The 19,678-nt window shown below is 34.6% G+C and carries 20 protein-coding genes; 15 read left to right on the top strand and 5 right to left on the bottom strand.

The genetic code is table 11. The features are described 5' to 3' along the window. The first annotated feature begins 76 nt into the window (after window positions 1-76). From BUE22_RS04405 to pdxR, 9 genes are all read left to right on the top strand, one after another. Window positions 77-1,120: a sensor histidine kinase gene (locus BUE22_RS04405; RefSeq protein WP_073393879.1), complete on the top strand. Its 1,044-nt coding sequence runs from the start codon at window positions 77-79 to the stop codon at window positions 1,118-1,120. Then, entirely contained in the window at window positions 1,120-1,851 is a 732-nt protein-coding gene (locus tag BUE22_RS04400; RefSeq protein WP_073393878.1) for a LytR/AlgR family response regulator transcription factor, read from the top strand. Before BUE22_RS04405 ends, BUE22_RS04400 begins: the two co-directional genes overlap by 1 nt. A gap of 10 nt (window positions 1,852-1,861) precedes the next feature. Continuing rightward, window positions 1,862-2,155, top strand: a complete 294-nt coding sequence (locus BUE22_RS04395; RefSeq protein WP_042564521.1) for a DUF3861 domain-containing protein — start codon at window positions 1,862-1,864, stop codon at window positions 2,153-2,155. 172 nt (window positions 2,156-2,327) lie between these two features. Beyond that, a complete protein-coding gene (locus BUE22_RS04390) occupies window positions 2,328-2,723 on the top strand; it encodes a tautomerase family protein (RefSeq protein ID WP_073393877.1) in 396 nt (131 codons plus the stop codon). A 182-nt stretch (window positions 2,724-2,905) separates the two neighbouring features. Further along, on the top strand, window positions 2,906-3,904 hold the full coding sequence (locus BUE22_RS04385) for a glycoside hydrolase family 130 protein (RefSeq protein ID WP_073393876.1): 999 nt from the start codon (window positions 2,906-2,908) through the stop codon (window positions 3,902-3,904). A 75-nt stretch (window positions 3,905-3,979) separates the two neighbouring features. Beyond that, a complete protein-coding gene (locus BUE22_RS04380) occupies window positions 3,980-4,867 on the top strand; it encodes a dienelactone hydrolase family protein (protein ID WP_073393875.1) in 888 nt (295 codons plus the stop codon). Window positions 4,868-4,882: 15 nt separating this feature from the next. Then, window positions 4,883-5,845 carry a GlxA family transcriptional regulator gene (locus BUE22_RS04375; protein WP_073393874.1) on the top strand — a complete coding sequence of 321 codons (963 nt, stop codon included), beginning with the start codon at window positions 4,883-4,885 and terminating at the stop codon, window positions 5,843-5,845. A gap of 339 nt (window positions 5,846-6,184) precedes the next feature. Beyond that, window positions 6,185-6,751 (top strand): cysteine hydrolase family protein, encoded by a 567-nt coding sequence (locus BUE22_RS04370; RefSeq protein WP_073393873.1) that lies wholly within the window; start codon window positions 6,185-6,187, stop codon window positions 6,749-6,751. Between the two features lie 57 nt (window positions 6,752-6,808). Further along, a complete protein-coding gene (pdxR, locus tag BUE22_RS04365; protein ID WP_073393872.1) occupies window positions 6,809-8,221 on the top strand; it encodes a MocR-like pyridoxine biosynthesis transcription factor PdxR in 1,413 nt (470 codons plus the stop codon). A gap of 155 nt (window positions 8,222-8,376) precedes the next feature. Here the strand turns inward: pdxR and BUE22_RS04360 are convergent, their stop codons facing one another. The 3 genes from BUE22_RS04360 to BUE22_RS04350 all read right to left on the bottom strand — a co-directional run bounded on the left by BUE22_RS04360 (window position 8,377) and on the right by BUE22_RS04350 (window position 9,707). Then, the gene (locus tag BUE22_RS04360) at window positions 8,377-8,994 is read right to left on the bottom strand and encodes a MarR family winged helix-turn-helix transcriptional regulator (RefSeq protein ID WP_073393871.1); all 618 of its coding nucleotides are present in this window, start codon (window positions 8,992-8,994) and stop codon (window positions 8,377-8,379) included. Between the two features lie 135 nt (window positions 8,995-9,129). Beyond that, entirely contained in the window at window positions 9,130-9,393 is a 264-nt protein-coding gene (locus tag BUE22_RS04355; RefSeq protein ID WP_073393870.1) for a DUF2024 family protein, read from the bottom strand. Between the two features lie 86 nt (window positions 9,394-9,479). Continuing rightward, window positions 9,480-9,707 (bottom strand): thioredoxin domain-containing protein, encoded by a 228-nt coding sequence (locus BUE22_RS04350; RefSeq protein WP_042564512.1) that lies wholly within the window; start codon window positions 9,705-9,707, stop codon window positions 9,480-9,482. Window positions 9,708-9,910: 203 nt separating this feature from the next. On the opposite strand from BUE22_RS04350, the gene BUE22_RS04345 reads away from it, so the two are divergent. After that, window positions 9,911-10,642 carry a YggS family pyridoxal phosphate-dependent enzyme gene (locus BUE22_RS04345; protein WP_073393869.1) on the top strand — a complete coding sequence of 244 codons (732 nt, stop codon included), beginning with the start codon at window positions 9,911-9,913 and terminating at the stop codon, window positions 10,640-10,642. A gap of 29 nt (window positions 10,643-10,671) precedes the next feature. Next, entirely contained in the window at window positions 10,672-11,382 is a 711-nt protein-coding gene (locus BUE22_RS04340; RefSeq protein WP_073393868.1) for an AAA family ATPase, read from the top strand. A 260-nt stretch (window positions 11,383-11,642) separates the two neighbouring features. Here the strand turns inward: BUE22_RS04340 and BUE22_RS04335 are convergent, their stop codons facing one another. Further along, window positions 11,643-14,024: a hypothetical protein gene (locus BUE22_RS04335; protein WP_073393867.1), complete on the bottom strand. Its 2,382-nt coding sequence runs from the start codon at window positions 14,022-14,024 to the stop codon at window positions 11,643-11,645. Between the two features lie 51 nt (window positions 14,025-14,075). Beyond that, window positions 14,076-14,315 (bottom strand): hypothetical protein, encoded by a 240-nt coding sequence (locus tag BUE22_RS04330; RefSeq protein WP_042564509.1) that lies wholly within the window; start codon window positions 14,313-14,315, stop codon window positions 14,076-14,078. Window positions 14,316-14,622: 307 nt separating this feature from the next. On the opposite strand from BUE22_RS04330, the gene BUE22_RS04325 reads away from it, so the two are divergent. The 4 genes from BUE22_RS04325 to BUE22_RS04310 all read left to right on the top strand — a co-directional run bounded on the left by BUE22_RS04325 (window position 14,623) and on the right by BUE22_RS04310 (window position 19,511). Next, window positions 14,623-15,501: a helix-turn-helix domain-containing protein gene (locus BUE22_RS04325; RefSeq protein ID WP_073393866.1), complete on the top strand. Its 879-nt coding sequence runs from the start codon at window positions 14,623-14,625 to the stop codon at window positions 15,499-15,501. 72 nt (window positions 15,502-15,573) lie between these two features. Further along, entirely contained in the window at window positions 15,574-16,410 is an 837-nt protein-coding gene (locus BUE22_RS04320; protein ID WP_073393865.1) for an NAD(P)H-binding protein, read from the top strand. Window positions 16,411-16,420: 10 nt separating this feature from the next. Continuing rightward, window positions 16,421-16,807, top strand: coding sequence for a DUF5367 family protein (locus BUE22_RS04315; RefSeq protein ID WP_073393864.1), 387 nt, complete (start codon window positions 16,421-16,423; stop codon window positions 16,805-16,807). Between the two features lie 325 nt (window positions 16,808-17,132). Continuing rightward, window positions 17,133-19,511: a mechanosensitive ion channel family protein gene (locus tag BUE22_RS04310; protein ID WP_084540203.1), complete on the top strand. Its 2,379-nt coding sequence runs from the start codon at window positions 17,133-17,135 to the stop codon at window positions 19,509-19,511. The last annotated feature ends 167 nt before the right edge of the window (window positions 19,512-19,678 follow it).

Below are 19,678 nucleotides of genomic sequence, written 5' to 3'. Positions count from 1 at the left end.
TAAATCTCTCTATAGCGATTGCTTTAAAATTGCATTCAAATAAAATGTAATATTGCCCTTAAAAAAAGAAAATATAATGTGGACAAACATCTTTAGACCCTATTTATTTGCAGGATTACACCTTCTCGGCTGGTTGTTATTGGGATTTCTAATGTTGTTTTACATTCCTTTAACCTGGAATGTAATTCTGCCTTCTGTTTTTTGGCTTTGGCAGATTATTGTACTCTTTTTGCTGATTATCATATTTTATTCTAATGCTAAAATCATCGTTCCAAAAACTATTATAAAAGACAATACTTCTCTGTTTTTAATCTGGGCTTTTCTCGCAATTGTAGCCATGCAGCTTATCGCCTATTTTTATACTTCGCAAACAGATCTTCATGCAAAAGTGAGTCTTGTTTTGGGTTTTAAAAAAAATAGAAATCCTTATTTTGATAATTATGCTTTTATGCTGACTTTAATGGTTTTAGGCATCAGTACAAGTTTATCGATGTTACAGTATTGGCAGAAAGCCGCGCAACACAAGCAAAAACTGGAACAGGATAAAACAATGGCCGAACTGGCAATGTTGAAAGCACAGATAAATCCTCACTTTTTTTTCAATTCGCTCAACAGTATTTATTCCCTTACTTATACTGATATCGAAGATTCTAGAAATGCGCTGCATACTTTAAGCAGAATGATGCGCTATTTACTTTATAGTACAGAAGAAACTACGACTTTGTTGAAAGAAGCTGAATTTATGAGGGATTTTATTGCTTTGATGAAACTTCGTGCCAACAGCAAATTAACGATTACAACAGATATTCCGGAAAAAATACAGGATTATCCAATTGTTCCAATGTTATTACTACCTTTAGTAGAGAATGCTTTTAAACATGGAATTCATGCTACTGACAAAAGTGAAATACATATTTCACTTAGGCAAAATGGCAGCAATCTTGAATTTGAAGTCGAAAACACGTATTTTGAAAAATCTGCCACAACAAATGAAGGAGGTATCGGTTTAACAAATACAAAACGCAGACTTCATTTAATTTACCCGCACAGGCATTCACTAACCGCCGGAATAGCCAAAAACGGCATGTATAATGTAAAACTGCAAATAACTTTAGAATAATGACAATATTAAAATGTATAGCAGTCGATGATGAACCTCTCGCATTAAAATTGGTGCAGACCTTTATTGAACAAACACCTTTTTTAGAGTTAACAGCGAGTTGTGATAATGCCGTTGAAGCCCTGACTTTAATTCGGGAGAAGCAGCCCGATCTTGTTTTTTTGGATATTAATATGCCTAATTTAACGGGAATGGAGCTTGCCAGACTTTTGCAGGAACAACCTGGAGCAGTCCCAAAAATTGTTTTTACAACAGCTTACAATCATTATGCTATTGAAGGTTATCGTGTAAATGCCATAGATTATCTTTTAAAACCTTTTAGCTACGAGGAATTTTTGCGTGCTGCCAATAAAGTATTGCAAATAACAGAAGAATCTTCAAATCAATATCAGCCTATTACGGCAGATGACGAATTTATCTTTTTGAAAGTCGAATACCAATGGGTACGAATTTCCCTTAAAGATATAACCTATATCGAAAGTTTAAAAGATTACGTAAAGGTACATTTTGACGATTCTCAAAAAGCCATCCTTTCACTGATTTCCTTAAAAGCACTGGAAGAAAAATTACCATCATCAAAATTTATGAGAGTACATCGTTCCTATATTGTGTCTCTCGAAAAAATAAGCGCCATCAGTAAAAACTCAATATTTATCGATAAAGCCGAAATAACTGTTGGCGAACAATACAAAGAAACCTTTAAGGCAATTGTCGATAAATGGATTAAATAGATTAAATGTTATGGAAAAAAGAGCAAACAAATATTATCTTACACTAAGCCTGAAAGAATATGCAGACGGTCAAACTGAACCGGCAAAAGAACTTGGAATAGAGTTTACAAATCACGACGAAATATTTAGTATTATTGAAAGAATAAAAGATAAAAATATATTCGAAAATGATTCTGAAGCCACACAATTTGCACTTGGTTTGAAATTGTTTAGTGAAATCAAACTGAAACATCGCAAAAATCCGTTGTTTGAAGAATTAAATGACGTGTTTCCTGTATTTATGAAGAAACTTAAGAGTTTGTAAAAGTTTGCCACGAATTACACTAATTTTCACTAATTATCTTTTTGATTTTACCCAAAGTTTAATTTTTCATTCGTGCAAATTCGTGCAATTCGTGGCAAAAAAAGATTAATATTTCTTTTAAAATTTATGCTGTTCGCAAAAGAGCCTTTATCTTTGGGAAAAAAATAAAAAAATGCCATTTGTACGTATCAGTCTTCCTAAAAAGCTTTCGCAGGAAACAAAAAATAAAATCTCACAATCAGTTCATCAGTCATTAATAGCAGAATTTCATATTCCAAAAGATGATTATTTTCATGTTATTGAAGAACTCGAAACACAACAAATAAAATATCCTGAAAGTTATCTTGGCATTTCACATTCTGAAAATATAATCTACGTTCAAATCATTGCAGGACAAGGAAGAACATTAGAACAGAAAAGGAAATTATACCATAAAATTGCTACTACAATTTCCTCCGAAACTGAAATTACCATTAACAATATAATTATCGTTCTTTTAGAAAATAACGGATTAGAAAACTGGTCTTTTGGCAATGGCGAAATTCAGGAACCCAAACATTTAAAGTGAAAAAATTTGGCCACGCATTACACTAATTTTCATTAATTTTTTATTTTTTTGCGTAAAGTTTTTTCGTGTAAATTAGTGTAATTCGTGGCAAACCTTTCTTCTAATTATGAAACAATTTTAAAATTTTATGTAAATCTAAGCTCATTAAATTTCGGTAATTTTAGATTCCAAAATAAGAGATTATGATACGCAAACACGGATTAATTATTACAAAAACAGCATTAGATTTTGAAGTTGAAGGAGTTTTAAATCCCGCTGTTATTGCTGTCGACGGAAAAATTCATATTTTTTACAGAGCTGTTGCTTTAGGAAATCATTCTACAATAGGCTATTGCCGGCTTTCTGATCCTCTTACTATCGAAGAAAGATACGACCATCCTGTAATTGTTCCCGAAATGCCAAATGAACAATACGGCGTTGAAGATCCGAGGATTGTGAAAATTGATGATCTTTATTATCTTTCCTATTGCGGTTATGACGGCGCAAATGCTTTTGGCTGCGTTGCCACTTCCAAAGATTTAAAAACTTTTGAGAAACATGGTATTATAGTTCCACAAATGAGCGGTGATGAACTTCGGTCACTTATCAAAAATCAACAGGATTTAAATATTAAATATTTTCAGCCAAGTACCGGAAGCGCTTATGTCTGGGATAAAAACGTGGTATTTTTTCCACGAAGAATAAACGGAAAATTGCACTTTTTACACCGCATTCGTCCCGGAATTCAAATGGCTGCTGTAAATACTCTTGATGAATTAACTCCCGAATTTTGGAGAGAATATATGCTCGATTTTAAAAATCATATTGTTTTAGATCCAAAATTTACCCACGAATTAAGCTATTTAGGAAACGGCGCACCGCCAATAGAAACCGAACATGGCTGGCTTTTAATTTATCACGGCGTTCATGATACCGTAAACGGCTACATGTACGTGGCTTGTGCTGCACTTTTAGACCTTGATAACCCTACAAAAGAAATTGCACGTTTGCCTTTTCCCCTATTTATTCCCGATCAGCCCTGGGAACTAAAAGGATATGTAAACTACGTTTGTTTCCCAACCGGAACTGTTTTAATTGATGACGAACTTTATATCTATTATGGCGCTGCCGATGAAGGTATTGCATGTGCATCTGTAAGTGTCAGTACATTATTAAAAGAATTACTGGCGAATAAAATTTAAGATTCTTATGCTTTATTTGAAACAATAAGAATTATAAAGCAGTTTATTTCTTAAATTAGTTTCAAAATTAAAGTCATGGAAAAATTAACCAAAGAAGATATCAGTCAGGAAGTATTTGATTTATATGACGATTATGCGCATAATAAAATCAACCGAAGACAGTTTGTAAAAAAACTTTCCATTTTTGCGGTTGGAGCTGTTACATTGCCTTCGCTTTTGAGTTTTATGACGCCCAATTATATCGACAGTATTTTAATTCAACCCACAGATCCCAGAATAAAAAGCGGTTACATCAATTATGATTCTCCAAAAGGCGGTGGAAGCATTAAAGGGCTTTTGTCTCAGCCATCAGATACCAAAAAGAAATTACCCGGAATAATTGTTGTTCACGAAAATCGCGGTTTAAATCCTTATATCGAAGATGTTGGAAGAAGAGCCGCTATAGAAGGATTCATAACCATTGCTCCCGATGCATTATCGCCATTAGGCGGTTATCCCGGTAACGACGACGACGGACGTGAATTGCAAAAGAAACGAACCCGCGAAGAAATGCTCGAAGATTTTATTGCCGCATATGAATATCTCAAATCACATAAAGACTGCAACGGCTCTGTTGGTGTAGTAGGATTTTGCTTTGGTGGATGGATTTCGAATATGCTGGCGGTAAAAATACCAACTTTAAAAGCCGCGATTCCTTATTATGGCGGACAGCCAACAAAAGAAGAAGCTGAAAAAATCAAAACACCATTATTATTACATTACGCTGGTTTAGATACACGTGTAAACGAAGGCTGGCCTGCGTTTCAGGAAGTTCTCAATAAAAATAAAGTCGAAAATACGGCTTATTTTTATCCCAACGTAAATCATGGTTTTCATAATAACACAACTCCAAGATATGATGAAGCTGCCGCTACTCTATCATGGACAAGAACAATTGATTTTTTTAAGGAAAAATTGAAATAAAGTACACATTCTCAAATGACAAAATCAAAATCTACAGTTTGTTTTTATATCCCTAAAGACATTTCTTTACTTGATTTAAGCGGTGTTGTCGAAGTTTTTCAGGAAGCCAATAATCTTGGTTTTGATTATGAACTGAAGTTTGTTAGCAGTGAAACTTCTATAAAATCAAATTCAGGTTTAGAACTTTCTTCTTTAGTTCATTTTTCTAAAACTGCTCCGCAAAAAGATGACATTGTCATTATTTCGGGATTTAGCACACAACAAATAGATTTACTTCAGGAGGATCATTTGTTTTTTAGTTGGCTGCATAAAGCAAATGCTAACCAAACCACGATTTGCAGTGTATGTACGGGAGCATTTTTATTGGCAAAATCAGGGCTTTTAGATCATAAAGAATGTACAACACACTGGAAACTTCTAGAGAAACTCAAAAATGATTTTCCACTTTTAAAGCCTCAAAAAAACACACTTTTCACCAAATCAGATAACATTTACACCAGCGCCGGAATTGTAACCGGAATTGATTTGGCTCTATTTCTAATTGAAGAAAGGCACGGAAAAGACATTACAAATAAAATTGCCAAAGAACTTGTTGTTTATAAACGACGAAACGGAACTGACGAACAGGAAAGCGTTTATTTGCAAAACAGAAACCATCGCGACGAAAAAATTCATACTATTCAGGATTGGATTATCTATAACTTAGAAAAAACATCAACTATTGATTCCTTGGCCGACTTGGTATATGTGAGTCCGCGAAATTTAACACGCATTTTTAAAAAAGAAACCGGAATTACTATTGCCGAATACCGCACAAAACTACGAATTGAAAAAGCCAAAAGTCTGCTGGCCAATTCAGATTATAAAATAGAACATATTGCCCATTTATGTGGCTACAAAACTTCAAAACAACTAAGAGCTGTGCTGGAAGAACACCTTGATGCCTTGCCAACTGCACTTAAAATGATACTGTCTTAAAAAACACGAATTGCACGAATTTGCACAAATTTCAATGGTTAACTTAGTTGTTAAATTAATTTCACAAACTAATTAGTGTCAATTAGTTAAATCTGTGTTTGCCTTTATAGTTTCAAATAGTTCGTCTCAAAACGACTATTGTTTGTCCTTTTTTTGTAATTAGTTCACAAGTACATTTGTATCAAACAATTAAAAATAACATGTTTGGTGTAATTGTTTTAACACATAGCTATGTGTGAAGAAACGAGTTTCTTTTTGATTTACTTTTTTTCAAAATCATAAAATCTACGTTTCTATGTGTTAAAACAAACACAATCAAACACTTAAAAAAAAATACAAATGAAACTTAGAGAAAAAAAAGCCGCGTTAATTTTAATTGATGTTCAAAAAGGTTTTAATGACGAAGATTACTGGGGCGGCAACCGAAATAATAAAGATGCCGAAGCTAAAATTGCTCAAATCCTTGAAAAATGGAGGTCACTTCAACTACCTGTTTTTCATATTGTTCATAGTTCTGTACATCCAAATTCAAAACTTCATGCCTCAAATCCGGGATTTGAAATCAAAGAGGAAGCAAAACCAATTGACGGTGAACCCGTGATCGTAAAAAACGTCAATAGCGCTTTTATTGGAACAGATTTAAAAGAAAGGCTCGATAATCAAAAAATCACAACCCTTGTTATTGTGGGCTTGACCACAAATCATTGCGTTTCTACAACAACCAGAATGGCCGGAAATTACGGATACGACAATTTGCTTATCGCCGATGCAACTGCCACTTTTGACCGAATTGGGATAAATGGGGAGAAATTCGATTCGGAATTGATTCACCAAACTTCTCTCGCTAGTTTAAATGGCGAATTTGCAGAAGTAATCACTACCGAAAAATTGTTGGAATTGGTATAAAAAATGTAAATTTGGACTATTAGTTTTGCAACTTTTAAACACAAACAAATAGTCCAGATGTTACGACCTTGGGAATTTGAAATTCAATTGAATAAAAAATCAGATAAAGCACTTTATCTGCAAATTGCCGATGCTATAATTAATGCCATTAAATCCGGTAACTTAACCAGTGGCAACGCTTTACCAGGAAGCAGACAGCTTGCAGGTTTATTAAACGTAAACAGAAATACAGTAATCGAAGCACTTGATGTTTTAATTGCCGAAGGCTGGTTAATTACGATGGATCGAAAGGGAACTTTTATCGCCGATATATTGCCCGAGGTGATTTTAAACACAAAAAATCAGGAAAAAACTACTGTAATTGTTGAAGAAACAAAACCGCATCTTGTTTTTGATGACGGACTTCCGGACACCCGTCTCGCTCCTATGAATGATCTGGCTCGTGCGTACAGAGAAATTTTCAACAGAAAATCGCGTTGGCAAATAATGGGTTACAGCAACGAACTTGGTGATATTGAGTTTAGAAAAGCCATAGTGCAAATGCTAAATTTTAAAAGAGGCATGAATGTTTCTCCGGATCAAATTTGCATTACCCGCGGCAGTCAGATGGCGATGTATCTGGCGGCACATTCTCTGTTTACAAATGGTGATTATGTGATGATTGAAAATCCCGGATATAAACCTGCCTGGGAAGCTTTTGAAAATGCAGGAGCAAATTTGCTTCCCGTAAATATTGATTCAGACGGCCTAAACGTAGACGAAGTCGAAGCATATTTGCAGCAATACAATACCATAAAAGCTATTTATGTAACGCCGCATCATCAATTTCCAACAACGGTTACGATGAGTTTAAAGAAAAGATTGAAACTCATCGAACTCTCTAATCAATACGGTTTTACAATTATTGAAGATGATTACGATAACGAATTTCACTTTGGCCAGCGCCCTATTTTACCTATTTCCAGTTACAGCAACGCCGAAAACTTCATTTACATTGGTACATTGAGCAAAATTGTAGCTCCGGCATTAAGAATTGGCTATTTGGCGAGTTCTGCCGAAATCGTACAAAAAGTAGGCAAACACCGCAAAATGATTGATGTTCAGGGCGATAATATTATGGAAGAAGCTATTTTGAACCTTATAAATGAAGGTAAAATCAAAAGGCATCTTAAAAAAACAAACCTTATTTATAAAGCAAAAAGAGACTTGTTTGAAACACTTTGCAATCAGCACCTTAAGGGCAAAGTTACGTTTACAAAACCAGAAGGCGGTTTGGCTTTTTGGATGGTTCCAAATGCTAAAACTGATGCAAAAGCAGTTTGTGAAAAATTGCTAAGCAAAGGCATAAAACTAATGGATCCTGAAAAATTCAGTTATGGAAACCCCATTTCGGGTTTTAGATTGGGGTATGCTTCTTTAACCGAACAACAAATGGAAGAAGGAATTATAGCACTTTCAAAATTGCTGTAAAAGTGCAGGCTTATAATCCTACTGCGAGAACATAAGTATAAAAACAACACGAATTTCACTAATTGCTACTAATTTTCGTTCGTTAAATTAATTTCACAAACTAAAGCTAAGTATTGAAATTTGTGCAAATTCGTATAATTTGTGTTTAAAATTGATTATACTATTTGTGTCCAGATAGTAGGTTTATGATCCGAACAATCTATTCTAATATCATTTGATTCTAATTTGATATTCATCAACTGACAATATTTTGCTTTATTTTCTTCAGAATAATAATGACAATTAGAACACGTATTCTGAAGATTAATAATCTGCAAATGGTTCAATTGCTGAAGTAACGAACTAATAGTTCTCCACAAAATCAATTTATCATTTTTACTTGTTGAAGCCACGATATCGTATAACGGATCTGTAAAGTCTTCGATTAAAAGCACCATTTCCAGGCCTTTCGGCGTTAATGCAACTGTGTAACTTCTGGAATCGTCAGGCTGTATTTCTTTCGATATATATTGTTTGTGTTCCAAAATCTTAATCGTATCGCTTACAGTGGCTTTGGTTAAATTAAATTCTTTCGCCAGATAACTTACAGTCGATTTGTTTTTAGAATGGTACTTTATAAATATCAAAATCTGAATCTGTATTGGGCTCAAATCATATTTCTTTGCCTTTTCCCACAACAAAACCTTGAAAACCTGAGACAACCGTTCAAATCCTGTCACAATTTTCCCTTCAACATTGCTGTTTTGAATCTCTAAATCAAAAATATTTTTCATAATAATAACAAATAAAATAGACTGAAAGCCCCCAAACTTCCAGTCTACAAGATTAATCCGCTGGAGCTTTAGCCACAGATTATAGGATTAAAAAGATTTTTATTTCACGCAGATTTTAAAACATAAGCAATTAAATTAATAACAATTCTCCATTTCAATAATCGAAAATCCATTTTTAAGAATCTGATTTTCAATTTCCTCTGGAGCTTTATCGATGTGACAAAATCTGCATTCGTTTGAAGTCAAAGGCTGACCGTCTTGTAAAACAGTTTTAAGGTAACTTTTCCCATATTCAAAAACCTGTTTTGTATCGGTTGTATTTTCGTCAACAAGAATATCAAAATGCATCACTTTTCCGTCTTTTCGGGTTACATAAGTATCCCATACTGCTACTTTCATAATGTTATATTTATATATTTCTAATAATTTATTTTTGTTAAAATGATATAAAAACCTCTCTGAAATTGTCCAGAGAGGTATTTTATTTACCCGATTACATCTGCCATTGACGCACCAAAATTAATATGCAATACATTTCCGTTTGGCGTTACCAAAGCCGGAACAGATTGTATACCTGCTTTTTGAGCTTCGGCAATTCGGAATCTGTCTTCTCCAATATTAACTACTTCAACATCTTTAACTAAATTTAAAATGTCGTGTTCTGCGCTTACACAAACCGGGCAGCCTGCGTGATAAAAAATTGATTTACTCATTTGATTTGTTTTTAGTTAAACTTATTTTCTGAGACAAAATTAGTCAGGATACCTAACCATTAAATCATCCAGTTTTATCATTTATAAGCGATTACTGGTCCAGCAATAATTTTTAAAACAGAAAAATCACCTCAAAACTGGACTGTATAAAATAGTACAAACTGGATCATAAACACGTTCCAGATGATTTGTAATTTTGCGTTATGAAAGAGAATATCCTATATAATTTGAAACAGGTTCACGCCCGCATCGAAAATGCCTGTAAAGCTTCTGGCAGAAAAGCATCAGATGTTCAGCTTTTACTGGCAACTAAAACTGTTCCTGCAGCAAAAATCAGAATTGCAATTGAAGCCGGAGAAAGCTTAATTGGGGAAAATAAAATGCAGGAATTCCGCGATAAAGATGCTGAATTAAAGGATTTAAATATCGAACGGCATTTTATTGGGCATTTGCAAACCAACAAAATAAAAGACGTGTTGAAATACGTAACCTGCATTCAGTCTTTAGACCGTTTGAACCTTGCAGAGGAATTACACAAACAATTGCAAAAAGAAAACAGAAATCTGGATGTTTTTATACAAGTCAATACGTCATTTGAAGAAAGTAAATTTGGATTATCCCCTGCAGAAGTAATTCCTTTTATCAAAGAAATAAAAAAGTATGAAACTTTAAAAATCAAAGGATTAATGACAATTGGTTTATTAGATGTAGAAAAAGAAAAAATGCTGCCGTCACTTCGCCTTTTAAAAGAAATCAGAGATGACATTTATGCTGAAAAAACAACCGGAATAACTGATTTAAAGCTTTCAATGGGAATGTCACAGGATTTGGAATTGGCTATAGCCGAAGGTTCCAATTTGGTAAGAATAGGAACTTCTATCTTTGGAAATCGGTTTTTAGGAAAAGAAATCTGGAATGAGAATATTGCAGAATAAAATCTAATTTTGCAGCAAATAAAATCCAAATGAATCTATACGAACTAACCGTAAACGATACTGAAAAAATTGCTTTGAATGATTTGCTTTTTAGTGATGAAAACAAAGCTGCCTTATTGCAAACCATTAAAGAGCATCAATATCTTGACGAATTAAAAAAATATAATCTTCAGGTTGACAATAAGATACTGCTACACGGGCATTCCGGTTGTGGCAAGACGACAACTGCAAAAGCGATTGCTACGGCTTTAAACAAAAATATCGTCATCATCAATTTAAGTACTTTAATTAATGCGCGAATTGGAGAAACTTCTAAAAATGTAAAAGCTATTTTTGACAAAGCAATTCGCGAAAAAGCAGTTTTATTTTTAGATGAATTTGACCAGATAGGAAAAAGCCGAGACAGCGAAGACAAAGATGTTGCAGAAATGAAACGTCTCGTAAATACCATTATTCAGTTGATGGATTATTTTCCAAGCGAGAGCTTACTTATCTGTGCAACAAACCATTATCATAACATTGATACCGCTTTATTGAGGAGATTTCAAATAAGATTAAAGTTTGAAATGCCAAATGAAAGCGAACTTGATGTTTACTATGATAAAATCCTTGCTCCTTTTCCTATTCATTTACAAGATATTAAACGCAAATACAATGTTTCGTACGCAGAAGCAAAAGATTATGTTCATACTACAATGAAAAAACAGATTATTGCTGAATTGGAGCTTAGAAATAATTAAACATCTTAAAAACCAATAACATAGCCAACCATTTCAACCGTTGGAGCGCAATCCATTATCACGTTATGTTTTTCTTTATTGCGTTTTCATGAGATGTTCGTGATGTGTTTATCATACGTCTCCCACGGTTGAAACCGTGGGCTATATTGAAATACGTTGAATTTCAACAGATATAAATTAAAAAAAACAGAGTTTAGAAGATGAAATTCTAAACTCTGTTGCCAATAACTAACCTAACCAAAATAAAGTATAAAATATTTTTATCTGCGTCCTCTAAAACCGCCTCCGCCTCTAAAACCTCCACCATTTCTAAATCCGCCGCCATTGACTCCGCCGCTTCGCTGTAAATTTTGAAAATTTCGAGTTTGTGTTTCTCCTCTGTCCCTTGCAAAATCAGAATGATTAAGACCATCAATTGTATTGGAATGACCTGCTTCGCCAAGTGGTTTATTGGGTTCACCTAAAACTCTGTCTTGTTTTTGCAGATTATTATTTTGAATTTTATTTCCCGCATTCTGAATTTTATCTCCCGAATGTTGTGTAGATCCTAAAGTTCCGGCCTGAGTCCAGCCTCCGTTTCCGTTATTATAATGGCTCCAGTTCCCGTTGGCGTCTTTTTTATAGACATGACCGTCATGTCCGGCATATAGTCCATTATCCGTACGTACAGTAGTTCCTCCACCTCTGTGATGCGTAATTACACCCTCTTTTCCTCCCGAAGTTTGATAACCAACTACAGTTCCCCTTCTTGTGGTTACGTGTCCAGACTGCACCCAATCGTGTCCATTTGACGCTGCAGAATGTCCCCATTGTGCATACGCATTATGCCCCTGCGCTGTAGCACCGTAATTTCCTGTCCACGGATTATAAGAATGCGCCACCGTACGACCTCCATACCAGCCTTGTACGCTCGCTGCACGTCCATATCTTCCGGTTGCAGGATTGTACCATGCAGCACTTCCTGCCGATCCGTATGGGCCATAAACTGCTCTTCCAGCCGCCCAGCCGCCTGTCCAGGGGTTATAAACTGCTCCAACACCGTACGTACAAGGCCATGGACGATAGATTGGATACATTGGACCATAATAAAAATACGGCGGATAGTAAAACCCTGTTCCGTAAGTCAATATAGCTCCAAACATAGCTCCAACAATAAAAGCGCCAAAATAACCTGCTGTTGTACTGCTTTCTACGGTTGTATCTGTAACATTTGTCTGGGTAACATACGTAACATTATAAACCGGAGAGCTAGGCGGAATAGTATAAATCTCTGTGGGAACTGAATTTGTAACTTTCCAGGGACCGTTTGGCGTTGTAGACATAAACCAAACTGCCTGAAAACACAGATAATACAAATCTCCAACCTTTATTACTTTTTCCTGCGTATTGCTCGCATATTGAAGCGACGTTCCCTCAATTGGCTTAAACTGAGGAGTTCCATCATAATTTACTTTTGCTTTAGCTTCGGCATCAGCTTTTTTTACGATTGCCGTTGTAGGTACCTGAGCCAATAATACGGCATCAGACGCCTCCTGAGTTCCGGGTACGGAAGGTAATACGCTTGCACGGGGAGAATCTTTTGGGATTTTTGCAAAATCTGCAGGTAAACTAGTCGTGGCATAACTCCATGGCCCGGTTAATTCTTTAGATTTAAACCATCTTCCTGATAGCAGAACATAATATTGTCCGTCTTTTTCATCGGCAAAAACATCATTATCCGTATTATCAATATACATCAGTTGTGTTCCCGGTATTTTTACAAATTTGGGAGCGCCATTTACTGCAATAAGTTCTGCTGGTTTGTTGCTAAAGAAAACCTCCAAATTTACATTTGCCGCTGGAGGCGGAACCACTTTTTTGACATCATCAAAATTTTGGCCCGAAGGTAACTTACTCATTTCCTTTGGCAGGCTTTGTGTTTTTGCCCATTTTCCTTTTAAATCTGTGGCAGTAAGCCATACATTTTCTACCAATAAATAGTATTTTTTTGAAGGTTTATCAAAAAACAAATCCCAGTTTGTATTTACCACATAACTCAGGTTTGTTTTTTCTATTGGGGCCAAAACGGGTTCGCCCTGAACAATCAGTAAAATAGATGGATTAGCACTGTAAAAAATCTCCGGAGGGTCATTTTTTACAGCCACACCTTTTGGCGGATTGTTGGTATGGCTTAAATCTGCCATAATACGATCTAAGGCAATTGGGTTTCCTCCTTTTGGAATCAGTTCTTTGAAGAGTTTTTCCATCTGAGGTTCTGATTTTTCATCAAGAGCAGGAAATCTCACGTCTGTAACTGTCACATTTTTAAGAAACACATTTCTGGTATCTTTATCTACCAGCGTTTCTGATTTCATAGAAGCAACGCCCAAAACCTCTTTCCCTCCTTTTGGAGTAAGAGAAAAGGCCACATCTGCTGTTATTTCCTTAAAATCTTTCCATTGATCCACTTGTGGCTGATAATAAACCAGTTTTGATCCATTAAGGCTTACCTCGCGCGGCCATCCAATATCTGTTGCTGCAATTGAATCTGAAGTGGTTGATTTTACTATTTGGGCAAAATTTTCATCTTTTTTGTCCTTTTTACAGGATAAAACAATAAAAACAGTACTAAATACCACTATTATAAAAAGTCCTTTTTTCATAATTTATTTTATTCTTTGATTTGATTTTCAATTCTTGATTATGGGTCTGTATTATTCTTTTCTGATAAGATAAATAAGTATTTCTTCTTCTAATTCTTTTGATAAATTTTCGAATTCTAATTTATGGCGAAAGTCTTTTTCAAACTTTTTCCTGTATTTTTCAGTATTTGCTTTACTATCACAATAATCATCACACATGGTTTTAAATTTATCATCTATCAAATACAAGATCTTTAGGGATTCTATATATTCGGCAAATTTTGAGTTATATAATTCGTTGGGAAGAGACATAAATATTATTTTGTATTTAATAATTAGGTTAAATTTAAATCCTCAAAACAATACAAACAGAGTTGAAACAGTCCGGTCAACACTTCATTTTTGGTTCCCCTAAATTATAAATAACTCTTAAACAAAATCTTACAAATAGGTTTCATTTTATAGAATGAAACATCAACTATGCTATTTTGAAACATCAAAAAATGAAAAAAAGTCATTTTTAAAGATCTGGGCGTCTTCAAAATATATTTATATTAGCATTGCAAATTCCACCAAATCATAAGATTAAAATCAATTTTAATTCAAAACAAGCCCAACAATGACAACAGATATTATCGAATTGAATGATTTTATTGTTTTGATTGAACAATCGAATGCCGAAAAAACATTCATCCAGAAATGTGAAATTGATGGTGATGCCGTAGGATTTGCTTTTTATGGTTCGGGAAATGTCGAATTGGAAATAAAACACAACCAGCAAACCAAATACCTGACCAATACAACCGGTTTGGCGATTTGTTTTTTTGGAAATCAGAAGGTAGAATTCTCTCATAAAATTGAACCAGACAAACCTTTACAGTCGATTAGTATTTTTTCTAAACTAAAAAACATGCACTTATTATCTCAGGCAGAAAAAGAGATTTTTGAGAAACATTTGCCCGATTTATTAAATCCGAAAGAACATTTTGTAAAAGGTCCTTCGTTTTATATGACCCTTGATATGCAGCTTGCGGTTCAAAAAATCTTCAATACAACTTATACCGGAAATACGAGATTACTATTTTTGAAAAGCCAGATAAACGAGCTTCTTTCTCACTTTTATGGATTACTGTCAAGCGATCAAAAAAGTGATTTTTCGGAAAAAGATAAAAACAAATTATTTCAGGCCAAAGAAATCGTAACGCATAACTATTCGCAACCGCCATCGATTACACAACTCTCTAAAATGGTTGGACTTAACAGCAACAAGTTAAAAAAGAACTTTAAGGAGTTATTTGGCATTCCGGTTTTCAAATACATTCAGGAAGAGCGACTAAACAAAGCTTATGAACTTTTGCAAAATACTGACAAAACAGTCCAGGAAGCAGCTTGGGATGTAGGTTATGAAAGCCTCAGTTCTTTCTCCAATGCCTTCTTTAAAAAATTTGGAACCCGCCCAAATGACGTCAGACAAAAATGCTTTTCAAACAAATCATAATTCTTTTGCAACAAATGATTTGATTCATTACTAAACACCTTTGTATCAGTATTCACTTTAAAAAATATTGATATGAAAACACAGAAAATTTTAGTTCTTGGAGCTAACGGAAAAACAGGAAGCCGTGTAATTGAACGCTTACAAAACAATAAAAATGTCGAAATTAAAATAGGCTCTCGTACTGCAGAAACACCTTTTGACTGGGAAAATCCTGAAACATGGAACGCTGTTTTAACTGGCACAGATGCCGTTTATATTACTTTTCAACCCGATTTAGCAGTTCCCTCGGCGGCAGAAATCATTCAGAAATTTACCTTTTTAGCCTCAAAACTAGGCGTTCAGAAAATGGTTTTACTATCCGGAAGGGGCGAAAAAGAGGCGCAGGTTTGTGAAGAAATAGTAAAAAATACAGCCAAAAACTGGACGATTGTCAGAGCAAGCTGGTTCAATCAAAACTTTAGCGAAAGCTTCTTTCTAGACCCGATATTGTCCGGTTTTGTTGCATTGCCAAGAGCAGAAGCGCTTGAACCTTTTAGTGATGCCAATGACATTGCCGATGTTGTTACAGCATGTCTTTTGCAGGATAAACACAACGGTCAGACCTACGAACTTACAGGTCCGGAACTATTAACATTCCCGCAAGCTGTTGCTAAAATTGCAGCAGCCAGCAATAAAAAAATTGAATTTCAGGCATTAAGTTTAGAAGAATATACCCAAATGTTACAGGAATATCAGGTTCCGGAAGATCATATTTGGCTGATTAATTATCTATTTGAACAGGTTTTAGACGGAAGAAATTCTTCGGTAACAAATGACATTGAAAAGGTGCTTGGACGTAAAGCTACTGACTTTTCAGCCTATGCAAAAGAAGCAGCAAAAACTGGAATCTGGAATGCTGTAAACGTCTAATTTTATTCTGATGAAGTATCTTAAAATTCTGCTGCCTGGTATCTTTGTATGGCTTTCCGTAAGTGTTTCTTTTTATATTTTAGGCTTTGTTCCTTTAATAAATGGTTTCTTTAAATCACAAGCTGTAATAGTTATGATATTCATTGTATTATACGCTAATGAAAGTGCATTATTTTATTATAAAAACGGAATAAAACTGCACGGATTGCTGCTCGGAATTATAATGTCGTTGACTGCATTGCTTTTAGACGCTTTAATAACAGTTCCGTTTATCGAAATCCCCAATGGAAGGAGTTATTATAGCTTTTTCAGCAGTCCTGTTCTTTGGATTTTAGCAAGTATAAATTCCATAACAGTTTATTGTTTTTGGAGGAAGAAAATTAAATCTAAAGTATAAGTTCGTACCGGAAAGGCCTTTTTTAAACTTACAAAAAATCCAATTTTTATGAATTGGATTTTTTTTACTCAATATTAGATTATATATTCAAGTAATTAATTTTAAAAATCTGGTTTACAATATACTTATAAAAAAGTTACACAAAAGTTACATTCTTAAATTGAGTATAAAAAGGAAAAATACGGTCTTAAAAAAAACTTACTTTTTTATTTTGAATAACTCAATCAAAATCTTAAGATAAACTTCACCTTAAATCTTCTATTTTTGTACCGAAAGTTTACCAAAAAAATCTAAATTTGGAAACCCTAAATTCACACGAAACATTATGATTTTAAAAAGAAGTTTTATTGCTTTATTGACTCTGTTTGTCGGATTGTTTTTTGCACCACTTTCCTACTCGCAAACGGACACTTTAAAAAAAGAAAATCCAAAAACGGAAACTCCGAAAAAAGAAACGCGTTCAAAGTTATTTGAAGACAGCGCCACCGACAGCGATTATTTGATGGCGATTGAAAAAGCAAGTGCCGCTATGGAAACTGCTTTTAACGATGCCGATTTTGATGGCGCAAGTCATCACTTGTTTGGCGAAATCAAAAGAACCCAAAGCAAACTCGATTTAATTTTAAACAGCCTGAAAGGCGCAAACCCAAATGCGCGCAACCAGCAAATGTATCGCATTGTTCTAAAAGAGATTCAGCTGGAACTTGAGGAACAAAATACGGCGATTAACCTGAGAAATCAGAATCTTGAAAAAATCAAGAGCCGATTTATCGAGCTGCGCAAGGATAAAGCCCTGATGACGCTGATAAAAGATACGATTCGCCGTAAGCAATTTAAAAAAGAATTTGCCAATCTTAGAAGCAGATATAAAGCGACAGACAGCCTGATGACGAAAAATCAGGGAATTTTAAACAACAACAAACGATTGACTGTAGAAAGAAAAATTGCAGTATCAAATGCTTTGATTGCTGTAGACAATAAACTCGAACAGTCTGGAATTAGCATGCGCAAAAAAGAATATCCATTTTTGTGGAGCATCAACGATTCTGTGCCAAAAGAAAAAGTAGCGCAAAATATCGGCGCAAAAGTAATTATCGAAGAAAGTGTCGCGGCATATTACCTAAGCTATCGCGCCGGTGGATTAATTACGCTTTTATTTTTTATGGGAATTCTGGGCTGGTATATTTCTCGCAATTTGAAATACCTGAAAGAAAACGGGCACGCTGAAAATTTATCGCTTTTTAATTTCAAATATCTAAACCGAGGTATCATCATTCCGGTTGCCGTAATTGGGCTTAATATTGCCGTTGTGGGTAATTTATATGCTCCGGCATTATTTATTGAGTTTCTTCACCTGATTCTACTGGGACTTCTTACGATACTTTTCAAAAATCAATGGTCTGGAGTTTCGATGAGAAACTGGCTTTTACTTTTAGGATTGTTTTTTATTCTTTGCTTCTTAGATCTATTTATTACTGTAGGCTTATTTCAACGCTGTTCTTTTATCGTAATTAATATTTTGGGTATAAGATATGGTTTAGTACAAATTAAGACCTTAAAAGAGCAATTATACATCAAAGGATTTTTTAAATGGGCTACGATTCTTTTTATCGGGCTGAATGTACTTTCGATATTGCACAATATTTTTGGAAGAGTTTCAATCTCAAACATGTTAAGTTTAACCGCTTTTATTTCGCTTACGCAGATTGTGGCATTGAGTGTTCTTTTGAAAATCATTCTTGAAATCATCATTTTACAGATCTACACGACAAGAGTTAAACGCGGAATCGAAAAGATTTTTGATCACGAGCATTTATCTGAAACGCTTAAAAAACCTTTTATTATCGTAATCAGTTACATGTGGCTTGTTGTGATTGCTTCAAATTTAAATGTCTGGGAATCGCTACGAACTTCGTTGGGATCTTTACTTAGTCATCCAAACACGATTGGAAGCATCACTTTTACGCTAGGAAACATTATTTTGTTTTTCATCATCATCTGGGTTGCGCATTTACTTCAAAAATATGTCGCTTACTTTTTTGGTGAAATTGATGACGAAAACGAAGAAAACATCAACAAAAGACAACACTCAAAATTGCTTATTACGCGACTTGTTGTTTTAATCATTGGATATCTTTTGGCAGTAGCCGCTTCAGGAATGCCTCTGGATAAATTAAGCATTCTTTTAGGAGCTTTAGGTGTCGGTGTTGGACTTGGACTTCAAAACGTGGTGAACAACTTCGTATCGGGTATTATTTTGATTTTCGATAAACCAATCCAAATTGGAGATGTTATTGATATTAGTTCAGAATCCGGTCGTGTAAAATCGATGGGATTACGTACGACTAAAATCAACGCGCCAAATGGTGCCGAAATTATTATTCCGAATGGTAATTTGTTATCGCAAAATATTACGAACTGGACCTATACTGATAATTTTAAACTGGTAGATATTTCAATTGAAATAACCGGCGAAACAACTCCCGAAGCCATTAACGAAACTATTAACAAATCTCTGGAAAGTCTTCCACTTGTAAATAACGCCAAACCTTCGCAAATTTACTACACTTCGATTTCTGAAGGAAAATATAAAATCCAAATCAAATTTTGGTGCAGTATTTACAAAACTGAAGAAACTGTTAGCGGTGCTCGTCAGACTTTGTTTAGTAATTTTAAAGCAAAAGGATTAACTTTTTCAACGTAAAAACGAATTCGATTATATATTTTAAAAGCCGTCAAATTAATTATTTGACGGCTTTTTTTATTGAGCTGATTTCTGATATCACAAATATGCAATTTAGTTGCATTAAACTACTAAATCCTTATTAATAGACTGACTTTCAACATTATGTTAAACAATAACTTTAAGTG

Source organism: Flavobacterium pectinovorum (assembly GCF_900142715.1).
GTDB lineage: Bacteria > Bacteroidota > Bacteroidia > Flavobacteriales > Flavobacteriaceae > Flavobacterium > Flavobacterium pectinovorum.
Note: the sequence above shows the minus strand (reverse complement) of the source record. Positions and strands in the feature narration are given on the sequence as shown.

What these genes read in the sequence shown, in the direction of transcription:
- BUE22_RS04335 (WP_073393867.1), bottom strand. Translation starts at nt 14,024, where the DNA reads ATGAAAAAAGGACTTTTTATAATAGTGGTATTTAGTACTGTTTTTATT.
- BUE22_RS04340 (WP_073393868.1), top strand. Translation starts at nt 10,672, where the DNA reads ATGAATCTATACGAACTAACCGTAAACGATACTGAAAAAATTGCTTTG.
- BUE22_RS04390 (WP_073393877.1), top strand. Translation starts at nt 2,328, where the DNA reads ATGCCATTTGTACGTATCAGTCTTCCTAAAAAGCTTTCGCAGGAAACA.
- BUE22_RS04380 (WP_073393875.1), top strand. Translation starts at nt 3,980, where the DNA reads ATGGAAAAATTAACCAAAGAAGATATCAGTCAGGAAGTATTTGATTTA.
- BUE22_RS04370 (WP_073393873.1), top strand. Translation starts at nt 6,185, where the DNA reads ATGAAACTTAGAGAAAAAAAAGCCGCGTTAATTTTAATTGATGTTCAA.
- BUE22_RS04320 (WP_073393865.1), top strand. Translation starts at nt 15,574, where the DNA reads ATGAAAACACAGAAAATTTTAGTTCTTGGAGCTAACGGAAAAACAGGA.
- BUE22_RS04350 (WP_042564512.1), bottom strand. Translation starts at nt 9,707, where the DNA reads ATGAGTAAATCAATTTTTTATCACGCAGGCTGCCCGGTTTGTGTAAGC.
- BUE22_RS04375 (WP_073393874.1), top strand. Translation starts at nt 4,883, where the DNA reads ATGACAAAATCAAAATCTACAGTTTGTTTTTATATCCCTAAAGACATT.
- BUE22_RS04405 (WP_073393879.1), top strand. Translation starts at nt 77, where the DNA reads ATGTGGACAAACATCTTTAGACCCTATTTATTTGCAGGATTACACCTT.
- BUE22_RS04330 (WP_042564509.1), bottom strand. Translation starts at nt 14,315, where the DNA reads ATGTCTCTTCCCAACGAATTATATAACTCAAAATTTGCCGAATATATA.
- BUE22_RS04310 (WP_084540203.1), top strand. Translation starts at nt 17,133, where the DNA reads ATGATTTTAAAAAGAAGTTTTATTGCTTTATTGACTCTGTTTGTCGGA.
- BUE22_RS04355 (WP_073393870.1), bottom strand. Translation starts at nt 9,393, where the DNA reads ATGAAAGTAGCAGTATGGGATACTTATGTAACCCGAAAAGACGGAAAA.
- BUE22_RS04360 (WP_073393871.1), bottom strand. Translation starts at nt 8,994, where the DNA reads ATGAAAAATATTTTTGATTTAGAGATTCAAAACAGCAATGTTGAAGGG.
- pdxR (WP_073393872.1), top strand. Translation starts at nt 6,809, where the DNA reads ATGTTACGACCTTGGGAATTTGAAATTCAATTGAATAAAAAATCAGAT.
- BUE22_RS04385 (WP_073393876.1), top strand. Translation starts at nt 2,906, where the DNA reads ATGATACGCAAACACGGATTAATTATTACAAAAACAGCATTAGATTTT.
- BUE22_RS04400 (WP_073393878.1), top strand. Translation starts at nt 1,120, where the DNA reads ATGACAATATTAAAATGTATAGCAGTCGATGATGAACCTCTCGCATTA.
- BUE22_RS04315 (WP_073393864.1), top strand. Translation starts at nt 16,421, where the DNA reads ATGAAGTATCTTAAAATTCTGCTGCCTGGTATCTTTGTATGGCTTTCC.
- BUE22_RS04345 (WP_073393869.1), top strand. Translation starts at nt 9,911, where the DNA reads ATGAAAGAGAATATCCTATATAATTTGAAACAGGTTCACGCCCGCATC.
- BUE22_RS04395 (WP_042564521.1), top strand. Translation starts at nt 1,862, where the DNA reads ATGGAAAAAAGAGCAAACAAATATTATCTTACACTAAGCCTGAAAGAA.
- BUE22_RS04325 (WP_073393866.1), top strand. Translation starts at nt 14,623, where the DNA reads ATGACAACAGATATTATCGAATTGAATGATTTTATTGTTTTGATTGAA.